Raw genomic sequence first — 12298 nt, 5'->3', positions numbered from 1 at the left:
GGCCGCTATTTGGTAAATTCCCGAGAACGTGAAGCCCTCCACAGCGTCCATAGCGTGCGCAGCCGCGACGGGGGCTGCGGCGCAAACGGATTGCGCCCGGGTTGCGACAGGCGCTTGAGGTCACCCCGCACTTGACTCAGCAGCAGAAACGCTGGCCGTGCGTGCACCGGCACCTCCGGCAACAACGACAAGGCCGTCGTCAAATGCTGCTCGGCTTCGCCCACGAGCTGGCCGAGCACCGCATGCAGATTCGGCGTCTCCTTGCCGGCGAACACGTCCTCCATCTGGCAGCCATGGGCCGCCAGCAGCTGCTGCGGCAGGAACAGTTGCCGGTGCGCCGAGTCGCGCGGCAGATTCGCAATCACCTGCGCGATGCCCTGGGCGAGCCCGGCATGCCTTGCGACATGCTCGGCCGCCTCCGAAGGTGGCGCCATGACCCGCGCTGCGAGGCCAAACAATGCCGAACAGGTCGCGTCCAGATAGCCCTCCAGAGCCGCCATGGTCGGCATCGGATCGTTATAGAGATCGAACTGATGCTCGTCGGCGAGCAGCGACAACGGCTCGACCGGCAGGTCGAATTCGCTGATCGCACGCAATAGCTCTGCCGCCACCGGATTGCCCTCGGCGCTGCCGTGGGCGTGGCCCGACAGCATGTCGGTCCACCATTGCAGGCGGATTTCGCCGGGCAAGGGCTGGCTCACCTGGTCGCGGACGCGGACGATCTCGACATTGAAGGCATAGAGCGCCAGCAGCGCCTGGCGCTCGGCGGCCGGCGCAAACAGCGTTGCGGCATAGCGCGGAAAGTCATGGCTGCGCACGAGGCCGGCGCAGAAGGCGACGGAATCGGGCGGAGGCGCAGCGCTGCTCATGGCACGGCGATCAGCGCGGCCGCGACGCGGCGCCGCTCACCGATCATGATGTTGTAGGTGCGCACGGCGGGACCGGTCTGCATTGTATCCAGCACCACCCTCACCGCCTTCAGCGCCTGCCGCAGGTCAGGCGGCGGCAGCCAGACGCCGGTTCCGGTGCCGATCAGAAGCGTGTCGATGCTGTTGGCCGCCGTGAAGACGCGATCCAGCGAATAGCGGTCGATCTTCGTCGGGTCCGTCACGTCCCAGGCCCAGATCGCGTCGGGCAGGCAGAGCAGCGATCCCCGATGCGACATGCCGGCAAAGGCGAAGCCGCCCTTGCCATAGGCTTCGATCGGCGCCGAACGGGGAAAATGCGGTGCGTTGGGATCGCCGGCCATGTGCCTCGTCCGAATGAGCTTACTGCCCTCGCAAACGCCTGCGAGGGCACGCGGTTCGGATCATGCCTTGTTTTTCTTCGCCGGCGTAGCCGTATCGGGCGCATCTTCGCGATGCTCGCCGACGCCGAGATAGATCAGGATCGGGGCCGCGATGAAGATCGAGGTATAGGTGCCGACCAGCACCACGCCGAACATCATCACCGCGGTGAAGCTGTGGATGGCATGGCCGCCGAACAGCAACAGAGCCAGCAGCGCCAGCGTCACGGTGAAGTGGGTGATGATCGAGCGCGACAGGGTCGAATTGATCGACTCGTTGAGCAGCTGCGGCATCGGCATCTTCTTGTAGCGGCGCAGCATTTCGCGGATACGGTCGTAGATGACGACGGTGTCGTTGAGCGAATAGCCCAGGATGGTCAGAAGGGCCGCGATGCTGGTCAGGTCGAAATCGACCTGGCTGATCGACATGAATCCGATCGTCAGCACGATGTCGTGCACGTTGGCGATCATGGCGCCGAGCGCAAACTGCCATTCGAAGCGGAACCAGAGGTAGATCAGGATCGAGACGATCGCGAGCATCAGGCCGAGCATGCCGTAGGCCAGCAACTCGCCGGACACGCGCGGTCCCACCACCTCGACGCGGCGATATTCGACGGAATCGCCGAGCGCACCGCGCACCTTCTGCACGGCTTCCTGCTGGGCGGCGTCGCCGCCCGGCTGCTCCGCGACGCGGATCAGGACGTTCTCGGGGCCGCCGAACTGCTGCAGCTGGACTTCGCCGAGATGCAAGGCATCGAGCGTCGTGCGCATCGCGGCGATGTCGGCGGCGCCGGACTTGGCCTGCACTTCCAGCAGCGTGCCGCCGCGGAAGTCGATGCCGAAATTCAGGCCATGGGTGAAGAACAGCGTGATCGCGACGATCGACAGCGCCGCCGAGATCGGGAAGCTGATCCGGCGGAAGCGCGTGAAGTCGAAATGCGTATCGTCCGGGACGATGCGCAGCGACGGCAGCAGCCCGAGCGCTGCGACCACGGTGAGAACGGCAATGAGAATGCCAAGCCCGATGAGAACGTAGTGAGTCACGGTCTTAGCTCCTAGATCGGCACGCTCTGCGGCCGCTTCCACCGCACCCACCAGGCTACGATCAGCCGGGTCAGCGTGAAGGCGGTGAACACCGTGGTGATGATGCCGATGCCGAGCGTCACGGCAAAGCCGCGCACCGGGCCGGTGCCGATGTAGAACAGCACGGCGGCGGCAATGAAGGTGGTGATGTTGGAATCGAGGATGGTCGCAAGCGCCCGCTTGAAGCCGGCGTCGATCGCCGAAATCGCATTGCGGCCACCCCGCAGCTCCTCACGGATGCGCTCGTAGATCAGCACGTTGGAGTCGACCGCGATGCCGACGGTGAGCACGATGCCGGCGATGCCGGGCAGCGTCAGCGTGGCGTTGAGCAGCGACAACAGGCCGAAGATCATGGCGACGTTGATGGCGACCGCGATGTTCGCGAACACGCCGAACAGCCGGTAGGTCAGCAGCATGAAGATGATGACGAGGATCGAGCCGACATAGGCCGCAAGCTCGCCCTTCTCGATCGAATCCTGGCCGAGGCCCGGACCGACGGTGCGCTCCTCGACCACCGTGAGCGGCGCCGGCAGCGCGCCGGCGCGCAGCAGAATCGCGAGATCGTTGGCCGATTGCACCGTGAAATTGCCGGAGATCTGGCCCTGGCCACCGGTGATGGGCTCGCGGATGACGGGCGCCGAGATCACCTTGTTGTCGAGCACGATCGCGAAGGGCAGCCCGACGTTCTCCTGCGTGGCCTGCGCAAACTTGCGCGCGCCCGAGGTGTTGAACTTGAAGCTGACGACCGGCTCACCCGTGCGCTGGTCGAAGCTCGCCTGGGCGTCGGTCAGGTCGCCACCGGCGACCAGCACCTGCTTCTTGACCACATAGGGCGTGGGCGGCGGCGAGGCGCTCATCAGCAGCTCGGATTCCGGCGGCAACCGCCCCTGCTGCGCCTGATCCGGCGGCACGGACGCATCGACCATGCGGAATTCCATCTTCGCGGTCTTGCCCAGCAATTCCTTCAGGCGGGTCGGGTCCTGGAGGCCGGGGACCTGCACCAGAATGCGGTCGTTGCCCTGGCGCTGGATGACCGGTTCGACGGTGCCGAGCTCGTTGACGCGGCGCTCGACGATCTGGATCGACTGCTCGATGGTCTTGCGCATGCGGTCGAGCATCGCAGCCTGCGGAATCGTCAGGCGGATCACGCCGCCGCCGGCGTCGGTCACCTCGAGGTCGCGCTGACCGCTGGACCCCATCAGTCCGCCCAGCGGCTGGGACAGCTCGCGCAGCTTGGCGAGCGCCGGCTGCACGTCGGATTCCTTGGTGATGCGAACCTCGGCCGCGTCGTTGCGCACGGTCACGCCGCCGGTGAATCCGATCTTGGCATCGCGCAGCGTCCGGCGGACGTCGTCGCGGACCTGGTCCAGCCTCTCCTTCTTCACATAGCTGGAATCAACCTCGAGCAGCAGATAGGAGCCGCCCTGGAGGTCGAGGCCGAGCACGAGCCGACGCTGAGCCCAGGCGGGCCAGGTCTTGACCTGCGCTTCGGGGAAGAAGTTCGGCACCGCGCAGAGGCACACGATCAGCGCCGTCAGGATAATCCCGAGCGCCTTCCACCGCGTGAAATACAACATCGACTGGACCTGTCAGATCGGGAGACTTGAGATGCTCGCGGAAGCGCTCACTTCGACGCGGCGTCGTCCTTGGCGGCTTCCTTGCTATCCTTGGATTCCTTGGCCGGCTCGCCCTTCGCGCGCACGCCCGAGATCATCTGGCGCATCTGCCGCACGCGCACGCCGTCGGAAATCTCGAACTCGATCTGGTCGTCGTCGACGACCTTGGTGACCTTGCCGACGAGGCCGCCCGAGGTCACGACGGTGTCGCCGCGGCGGATGTTCTTCACGAGGTCGGCGTGGTCGCGCACCTTCTTCTGCTGCGGGCGCAGAATCAGGAAGTACATGATCACGAAGATCAGGGCGAACGGCAGCAGCGACATCAACATGCTGTTGGTGTCGCCGGCGCCCGCGGCCTGGGCAAACGCAGGGGTAATGAACATTCGGACGATCCTCGTGGAAACGGGGGAAAACCGGTCAGGCCCTCAAAGGCGACTGGTTCGGTCAAATTCGCGCGGACTATAGCGGCCATTGCCCCAATTGCAACGCTGCCAGACCGTCGATTTGGCCATCTTGCGGCGCGCCCTCAGGCCCGATAAGGCTGCATTCTCAGGAACTTCGGACATGCCCAAAAAACCAAGCAAAAGCCCGGCCGGCAAAGGCCCCCGTACCCCTGCCAGGATGCCAGCCCGCGTCGCGGCAAAACGTCCCAAGGCAACCCCCAAGGCAGTTGACAAGGCAGTCGCCAAGGCAGCCCCGGACCTCTCCCAGGATCGTATCGTCCGCGCGCTGGAGACGATCGCGGCGCACCTCGCCGCCCAGGGCAAGCCGGTCGTCGAACGCGAATCGTTCGAGCGGGCGGACGCCTATGTCTGGCACCCCGACGGCCGCCTCGGTGCGGTGCCGCGGGTCAGCCGCGTCGAGCTGTTCCTGCTGAAGGGCGTCGACCGGATGCGCGACATCCTGATGGAGAACACCGAGCGTTTCGCCAACGGCCTGCCGGCCAACAATGCCCTGCTCTGGGGCGCGCGCGGCATGGGCAAGTCGTCGCTGGTGAAGGCGGCTCATGCCAGCATCAACGCGGAACGCAAGCCCTCCGACAAGCTGAAGCTGATCGAGATCCACCGCGAGGACATCGAGAGCCTGCCCGAGCTGATGGAACAGCTTCGCGCCTCGTCCTTCCGCTTCATCGTGTTCTGCGACGACCTGTCCTTCGACGGCAATGATGCGTCCTACAAGTCGCTCAAGGCGGTGCTCGAAGGCGGCATCGAGGGCCGCCCCGAGAACGTCATCCTCTACGCCACCTCCAACCGCCGTCATCTGCTGGCGCGCGAGATGATCGAGAACGAGCGTTCGACCGCGATCAATCCCGGCGAAGCGGTCGAGGAGAAGGTCTCGTTGTCGGATCGCTTCGGACTGTGGCTCGGCTTCCACCGCTGCAGCCAGGACGAGTATCTCGCCATGGTGCGGGGCTATTGCAGCCATTTCGGCATTGAGGTCGACGACGAGGCGCTGGAGCGCGAGGCGCTGGAATGGTCGACCACGCGCGGCTCCCGCTCGGGCCGCGTCGCCTGGCAGTTCGTGCAGGAGCTTGCGGGGCGGCTCGGCGTGAAGCTGACGGTGAATTAGCGGTCGGATCGCCACCCAGTTACGGCTGCCTTTCCCCCGATTTGCCGTAGGGGAATCGCTGATCCTACTTAGTAAAAATGCGCCTCGAGGGTGTCGGCGGCGTTGCCGCCGCGGGCGAAAGATTGAATGTCAGCCAGACGTTCCAGCCCGCTGGCCGATTTTCATTGGCGAATTCGCCGTAGGCCTTCAGGTTCAGATATCCCTGCATGTCTCCGACCGGGAAAATGTAGCCAACCTGCGGTCCGACGCTGAGCACCCGCGACCGGAAGCAGCCGACGCGATCGCCAGAGCCGCTGTCGCAGCCGAGCTCCTGATAGAGGTAACCCACGAGGCCGACCTGCCACTGCTTGGTCAGAAATTGCGACGCGCCCCAGTCGAAGTGCATGTCGACGCCGCTTTGATATTGAGTGGCCGGGTTGACGAAGTTGTAAGTGAATCCGAGCACCCCTGTAAATTCATGCCCGGTCTTTTGGTCGAAATAGGTGTAGCCGCCGCCGGCGTCGATCGCCCAATGCCCAAGCCCCAAATTAGCAAGACGGTCCGACTGATAGGCCCCAACCGGGATGTCCCCGGTGATGTAGGTCATGTAGTTGTGAACACCGGCGTTCCATTTCAGCTGGAACATCGGGAGCAGATCGCCAAACGCAATGAGCGAGCTGTCGATGCTGTCGGAGCGCGAGAATGGGAGTACTCCGCCGCCTGGTCCCGTCACTGTCCCCACCAGCGATCCCGCCAGCGACGTCGAGTTGGACCCGTAGACTCCCATCAGGCTGGCGGAGGCCTGGGCGCCCAGCACTGGGGTCGCAAAGGTGTAGGTCCCGGCGACAAGGCCAAGATCCACATTTGCTCTGACGCTGGCATTCACGTTGACGTTCAGATTCGCGGGAATGCGACCGATCGTGATCTCTCGTGCCCGCGCGACGTCGGCACCGGCGGAAACCGAGGTGTGATAATACATCGAGGTCACCGACCAGCCCGGCGCCTGCGAGGGCACGGCGGCGAGGCTGCCAAAGAAGCCGGGGATCCAGAAGCTGACGCCGCCTTCATCGGCCAACGCACAATGGGAAAAACCAATGATCGCGGACGTCGAGACGAATGCAGCAACGCCAAGTCTGCGTCGACGTGCTGATTTCGATCGCTCACTCCGCCCCGCCAGTGCAATGCTCCCTGTCATGTCGTGCCTCGTAAGATGTGTTACCTCCGAATACAATCCGGCGACAGCGTACCCCCGAGGCGATCGGGGCTCATCATGTAAAATTCAACGGGGATAGATCTCTCGCAAGAAAGATCAATGCTGCGACCAAAGAGCCACATTCGGTAACCCAAGTCCGATCGAGCGCCACGGCAGACCTACTGCAACCCTCTCATAGCTGGAAATGTTGAGTATGCAGTTTGTGCCACCGATTCTATTTTCGGACCCCCACCAACGAGTGAGAAAAAACGCAAGCTCGCGTTGCCGTTCGCTGGCGTCTCTTGCTGCAACGCGATGCCAGCCGTTGTTAGGTCGCATATTGAGCCTCACGAATGCTTATTGGTAATCGAGTGTGACCAAGAGCAAAGTTGCCAGACGATGAACCTCAAGCTCACGCTCGTCTGCGTCATTCTAGCGTCAGTCTTCGCCGCACCTGTGGCCGCTGGCCCATTCGAGGATGCCAGATGGCACTTATGGGTCCTTGGATGTCAGTCGAAGGCAAAGATGCGCTTCCAGTCCTTCTTCATGTCCACAACGGTCCACCTGTTCACCGCTGCAGCATCGAGAGCGACGTCGAGTTTCCCGAAATGCGAGTCGCGGTCGTAGGCATATTCGCGCTCCGCATCGGTATGGTGGACGATCAGGCCGAACCGCGCGCCGCTGGTACCGAGCGTCGCCCATTGCAGCATTTCGAGATCGCCGTCGGAGTTGCCGAAGGCCGCAATCGGACGCCGGCCAATGTGGCTATTGATCCCGATCGGCTTGCCGGCCTTATCGTCGATAAAATTGATGTCGGGCAGCCGGAAGAGCGTTGGCGCACCGTCCTTGATCTCAAATCGGGTCTTGATCGACGATCCGACAACCTGCTCCGGCGGTATTCCGTAGATCCGCTCGGTCCAGGGCCGCATGAATTCGATGCCGCCGCCTGACACAATGAAGGTCTTGAAGCCGCTGGCCCGGAGATAGGCGAGCAGTTCGAGCATCGGCTGATAGACCAGTTCGGTATACGGCCGCTTGAAGCGGTGATCGCGCGCGGTCGCGAGCCAATCCGTGACAATCTTCTCGAACTCCGCCGTGGTCATGCCAGCATGCGTCACCGCAATCAGTTCGACCAATCCCTTTTCGCCGGATGCCATCACCGCCTTCAGATCACCGTCCAGCACCCCCGCGAACGGTTGCTTGGTCTTCCATTCCGGATTCATTGGCGCCATAGCCTTTACGCGGTCGAGTACGAAGGCCAGTTGCACATACATCGGCTGCTCGATCCAAAGCGTCCCGTCGTTGTCGAAGGTCGCGATGCGTTGATCGGGCGGTACGAAGTCAGGCCCGCCTTGCGTCGTGACACGCGCGACGAAGTCGAGGATTGAAGCCTTGGTCACCCCCTCGTTCCAGGACGGGAGTGGATCGCGTTGCGCTTGAGCCCCCGCCGGGGTCGAGCGAAGCGAGGCAGAGAGCAATGGAAGAAAAGCCAGGGACGAGAGCAGGATGCGGCGGCTGATGCCAAGGGACGAGTGTGAGGCCATCATGAATCCCCCAATGAACTGAGGTTGTTGTGGCACCAAAGCGGCGCCCCATACGGGGCGCCCCATTTGCAGGTTTGCGAGTGACTACTGGCCCTCGCGGTGCTTGATCATCTGCTCAATCTTCTTCTTGACGGCATCGAGGTTGAAGGAAGCCGGGTCCTGCATCGGCGGATAGTCGACCGCCGTCAACGCGAGCTTCTCGACATATTGCTGCACCAGGACGAAGCGCCAGAACTCACGGGCGAAGAACTCGTTAAAATAGCCAGGGGACCCAGTGTTCAGCGACTCGCCACGCATGATCGACAATCTCTCGAATGGATCCTGGCGGATATTGGCCAGGATGGGCATGTCCGTGGTGACTTTTTCGCCCGGCCAACCCCAGGGTTGCACGAAGAACGTGAACTTCATGTCGTCCAGGCGAACCGCGCCCAGATTTGGACCGCCGAAATAGAAAAGCTCGTGGCGTTTGGATGATCCCTTACCAGTAAGGAGATCCATCTGGTTGTAGCCATCGAGATGATTCTTGTAGGTCCGCTCGCCGAGCTTCACGCCCTTCAGCAACTGATTGGTGATATCAGGGTTGCCCGCCGCGGCCATCAGAGTGGGGAACCAATCGAGGCCGGAGAAGATTCCGTTCTCGACCGTGCCCGGCTTGATCTGGCCTGGCCATCGAATGATACACGGTACGCGGAAGCCACCTTCCCCGACGGTGCCCTTGGTGTTCTTGAATGGCGTCATGCCACCATCCGGCCACGTGAATACTTCCGCGCCGTTGTCGGTCGTGAAGATCAAGATGGTGTTGTTGGCCTCGCCGATGTCGTCGAGATGCTTCATCAGTGCGCCGATGCTGTCATCCATCTGCGTCATGCCGGCTTCCTCGAGACCATAGTTCGTCTGGCTGTTCTGCATCGAGCTGTACTTCTTGGAGAGAAACGTCCAGACGTGCATGCGCGTGGTATTGTGCCAGACGAAGAACGGCTTGCCCTCCCTCTTGGCCTTGGACATGAAGTCGGTGGAAGCCTTGACCAACACCTCGTCGAAGGTCGTCATGTCGTATTTTGGCTTCAGGAACGGCAAGTCGTGCATGTTCGGCACGTTCGACATGTCCGGGAACGGCGGCAGAGGGCCTTCATCGATGATCCTCTGCTTGCCGATTTTGCCCCAACGCGGCATCTCGGTCGAATCCTCCGTGTCGGTGGCAAAGCTGTGGATCACGCTGCGCGGGCCGTAGGTGTTGTAGTATTTCTCGTCGATGGGGAACGAGTACCAGTACGGGTCCGACATCGCGTCGAGGTGGTACAGGTATCCGAAGAATTCATCGAAGCCGTGCAAGGTGGGGAGATACTTGTTGAGATCACCGAGGTGGTTTTTGCCGAACTGCCCGGTGGCATAGCCTTGTTCCTTCAAGGCAGTGGCGAGCGTCGCGGCCTGAGCCGGGATGCCGACGTCGGCACCGGCCTGGCCCACGGTCGTCAGCCCGGTGCGGATCGGCAGCTCGCCGGTGATGAAGTTCGCCCGGCCCGCCGTACAGCTGGCTTCGGCGTAATAGTCCGTGAACATCATGCCTTCAGATGCCAGCTTGTCGAGGTTCGGCGTTTTCCCCGACATGATTCCCCGATGGTAGGCGCCGATGTTGAACCAGCCGACATCGTCACCCATAATGACGAGGATGTTCGGCCGTCGTCCGGCCGCAGCGGGTGCGGCCGGTTGCTGTTGTGCTTGCGCTGTGGTTGTCAGCCCGACAGCCGAGAGCGCCGAAGCGGCGACGAGCGAACTGCCGCTCAGCAGCAGATCGCGGCGTTTCATTCCGCCGCCCGATTGCGGCGCAACGTCGTGGGATTCTTCTGGCGGAAGCTTGCTATTCATGACGTGCTCCTCTCTGTCGTGATGCAATTGGCTCTGTTCGCTTGATGCATCGGAAGCCGACGTCGCTTGTGGAGGTGTCTACTGGCCCGGCGCGGCCTGCTTGATCACTTGCTCGCTATTCCGTTGGCGGGCGCTCCGACGCGGAGCGCCCGCTCACCGCACATTTATTTGCTATTTGCCAGCCTGCGACTGCATGGCCTTTTCGATCTGCTCCTTGACCGCTTCCAGGTTGAAGCTCGCCCCCTTCTGCATCGGCGGGAACTCGATCGCCGTCTGGGCGAGCTTGCCGACCTCCTGCTGCACGAACTGGAAGCGCCAGAACTCGAAGACAAACCAGTTGTAGTATGCCAACGATCCCTTATCGCCGCTTGGCAGGCCGGTGCGTTCGAACGGATCAAGCCGAATGTTGGTGAGGATCGGCCAATCAACCTTGACCGTGCCGCCCAGCCAGCCGCTCGGCTGATCGGTGAAGCGATATTTGAAGTCGTCGATGCGCACCGCGCTCAGTGTACCCTCGGTGAAATAGAAGACCGAGTGGCGGGCAGACGGGCCTTTTCGGTAATCAGGTCCATCTGGTTGTATCCGTCGAGGTAGACCTTGTAGGTCTTGCCGGCGATTGCTTTCCTTTCCTCAACTCGTCGGCAATATTCGGATTGCCCGCTGCGGCGACGAAGGTCGGGAACCAGTCGAGTCCGGAGATAATGCCGTTCTCGACCTTTCCCGCCGGCACCTTGCCCGGCCAGCGGATCATGCAGGGCACGCGGAAACCGCCTTCCATGGCCGTTCCCTTGCCGCCTGCAAATGGCGTCTGTCCGCCATCAGGCCAGGTGAAGTTCTCCGCCCCATTGTCGGTTGTGAACGCGACGATCGTGTTGTCGTCGAAGCCCTCGTCCTTGAGCTTCTTCATGACGGCGCCGACGATATCGTCCAGCTGGGCAAACCCGCCCTCGGAAACCGACCAGCCGTTTTCGGAGTTGCGCATGTTCTCGTACTTCTCGGAGAGGTGCGTGACGACGTGCATGCGCGTCGGGTTGAGCCAGACGAAGAACGGCTTGTTGTCCCGCTTGGCCTTGTCGATGAAGTCGAACGTGATCTTCAGGATTTCGTCATCCACCGTCTCCATCCGCTTTGGATAAAGCGGTCCGGAATCCTCGATCTTTTGCTTGCCGATCTTGCCCCAGCGCGTCTGCACCGTCGGATCGTCGACGTCGGTCGCCCAGGAATGAACCATGTTGCGCGGACCGACGGTGGCCAGTAGCGCTTGCGGGTAGTTGCGGTGGGCCGGGTCTTCCATGGCGTCGAGGTGGTACAGATAGCCGAAGAACTCGTCGAAGCCGTGCACGGTCGGCAGGAATTCGTTGAGGTCGCCGAGGTGGTTCTTGCCGAACTGCCCCGTGGCGTACCCCATGGATTTCAGTGCGGTCGCGATCGTCGGTGCCTGCGCAGGCATTCCGATCGGGGAGCCAGCCTGGCCGATCGTGGTGAGCCCGGTGCGGATTGGCAGTTCGCCTGTGATGAAATTGGCGCGGCCCGCCGTACAACTCGCCTCGGCGTAATAGTCGGTGAAGCGCATGCCTTCTGCGGCGAGCTTGTCGAGGTTTGGCGTCCGGCTCGCCATGATCCCCTGGTGATAGGCACCTATATTGAACCAGCCGATGTCGTCGCCCATGATGAAGACGATGTTCGGCCGTTGTCCCCCCGTTGCGGGCGCTGGAGCCGGCTGCTGCGCTTGTGCCGGCGTTGTCAGCCCGACGGCCGAGAGCGCCGAAGCGGCCACAAGCGAACTGCCGCTCAGCAGCAGATCGCGGCGTTTCATTCCACGGCCGGATTGCGGCGCAACGTCGTGGGATTCTTCTGGCGGACGCTTGCTACTCATGACGTGCTCCTCCTGTTGTTATGCAATTGGCTCTGTTCGCTTGATGCATCGGAAGCCGACGTCGCTTGTGGAGGTGTCTATTGGCCCGGCGCGGCCTACTTGATCACTTGCTTGCCATTCCGTTGGCGGGCGCCCCGTCGGGCGCCCGCTTCGTCGGATCACGCTCGTCGCACGCAGCTAATCGCTGCGACCGGCAGTCTTGGCCTGCTTGATCTGCTGCATCACCTGGTCGAGGTTGTAGCTCGCCGGGTCCTGCAGCGGCGGGTACGCAATATAGCTCTCGAGTTC

The 12298-nt window shown here is 62.4% G+C and carries 9 protein-coding genes and 1 pseudogene; 1 reads left to right on the top strand and 9 read right to left on the bottom strand.

Going from position 1 to position 12298, the window contains the following annotated elements; genetic code table 11:
• Positions 1-5 precede the first annotated feature (5 nt).
• The 5 genes from QJT78_RS33280 to yajC are packed head-to-tail and all read right to left on the bottom strand — an operon-like array spanning position 6 to position 4367.
• Positions 6-869 (bottom strand): phytoene/squalene synthase family protein, encoded by an 864-nt coding sequence (locus tag QJT78_RS33280; protein WP_028152343.1) that lies wholly within the window; start codon positions 867-869, stop codon positions 6-8.
• Positions 866-1249 (bottom strand): MTH938/NDUFAF3 family protein, encoded by a 384-nt coding sequence (locus tag QJT78_RS33275; protein WP_028152342.1) that lies wholly within the window; start codon positions 1247-1249, stop codon positions 866-868. The genes QJT78_RS33280 and QJT78_RS33275 overlap by 4 nt, the downstream gene beginning before the upstream one ends.
• A gap of 60 nt (positions 1250-1309) precedes the next feature.
• Complete coding sequence (gene secF, locus QJT78_RS33270) at positions 1310-2329, bottom strand: protein translocase subunit SecF (protein ID WP_028152341.1); 1020 nt, start codon at positions 2327-2329, stop codon at positions 1310-1312.
• An 11-nt stretch (positions 2330-2340) separates the two neighbouring features.
• Positions 2341-3945 carry a protein translocase subunit SecD gene (secD, locus tag QJT78_RS33265; protein ID WP_028152340.1) on the bottom strand — a complete coding sequence of 535 codons (1605 nt, stop codon included), beginning with the start codon at positions 3943-3945 and terminating at the stop codon, positions 2341-2343.
• Between the two features lie 47 nt (positions 3946-3992).
• Positions 3993-4367 carry a preprotein translocase subunit YajC gene (yajC, locus tag QJT78_RS33260; RefSeq protein WP_028152339.1) on the bottom strand — a complete coding sequence of 125 codons (375 nt, stop codon included), beginning with the start codon at positions 4365-4367 and terminating at the stop codon, positions 3993-3995.
• 181 nt (positions 4368-4548) lie between these two features.
• Between yajC and QJT78_RS33255 the strand changes: the two genes are divergently transcribed.
• Positions 4549-5553 carry an ATP-binding protein gene (locus QJT78_RS33255; protein ID WP_038944186.1) on the top strand — a complete coding sequence of 335 codons (1005 nt, stop codon included), beginning with the start codon at positions 4549-4551 and terminating at the stop codon, positions 5551-5553.
• 64 nt (positions 5554-5617) lie between these two features.
• Here the strand turns inward: QJT78_RS33255 and QJT78_RS33250 are convergent, their stop codons facing one another.
• The 4 genes and pseudogenes from QJT78_RS33250 to QJT78_RS33235 form a co-directional block, all read right to left on the bottom strand.
• Entirely contained in the window at positions 5618-6763 is a 1146-nt protein-coding gene (locus QJT78_RS33250) for a transporter (RefSeq protein ID WP_244433237.1), read from the bottom strand.
• A 470-nt stretch (positions 6764-7233) separates the two neighbouring features.
• Positions 7234-8271 carry an HAD family hydrolase gene (locus QJT78_RS33245; RefSeq protein ID WP_038944184.1) on the bottom strand — a complete coding sequence of 346 codons (1038 nt, stop codon included), beginning with the start codon at positions 8269-8271 and terminating at the stop codon, positions 7234-7236.
• An 81-nt stretch (positions 8272-8352) separates the two neighbouring features.
• On the bottom strand, positions 8353-10074 hold the full coding sequence (locus QJT78_RS33240; protein ID WP_049807813.1) for an arylsulfatase: 1722 nt from the start codon (positions 10072-10074) through the stop codon (positions 8353-8355).
• 231 nt (positions 10075-10305) lie between these two features.
• A pseudogene (locus QJT78_RS33235) lies at positions 10306-11950 on the bottom strand (arylsulfatase).
• Positions 11951-12298 lie beyond the last annotated feature (348 nt).

Source organism: Bradyrhizobium sp. Mp27, assembly GCF_029953005.1.
GTDB lineage: Bacteria > Pseudomonadota > Alphaproteobacteria > Rhizobiales > Xanthobacteraceae > Bradyrhizobium > Bradyrhizobium barranii.
Note: the sequence above shows the minus strand (reverse complement) of the source record. Positions and strands in the feature narration are given on the sequence as shown.

Bases quoted from the DNA above. Each gene is read 5' to 3' on its own strand.
- QJT78_RS33280 (WP_028152343.1), bottom strand. From the start codon at position 869: ATGAGCAGCGCTGCGCCTCCGCCCGATTCCGTCGCCTTCTGCGCCGGC.
- QJT78_RS33275 (WP_028152342.1), bottom strand. From the start codon at position 1,249: ATGGCCGGCGATCCCAACGCACCGCATTTTCCCCGTTCGGCGCCGATC.
- secD (WP_028152340.1), bottom strand. From the start codon at position 3,945: ATGTTGTATTTCACGCGGTGGAAGGCGCTCGGGATTATCCTGACGGCG.
- yajC (WP_028152339.1), bottom strand. From the start codon at position 4,367: ATGTTCATTACCCCTGCGTTTGCCCAGGCCGCGGGCGCCGGCGACACC.
- QJT78_RS33255 (WP_038944186.1), top strand. From the start codon at position 4,549: ATGCCCAAAAAACCAAGCAAAAGCCCGGCCGGCAAAGGCCCCCGTACC.
- QJT78_RS33245 (WP_038944184.1), bottom strand. From the start codon at position 8,271: ATGATGGCCTCACACTCGTCCCTTGGCATCAGCCGCCGCATCCTGCTC.
- QJT78_RS33240 (WP_049807813.1), bottom strand. From the start codon at position 10,074: ATGAAACGCCGCGATCTGCTGCTGAGCGGCAGTTCGCTCGTCGCCGCT.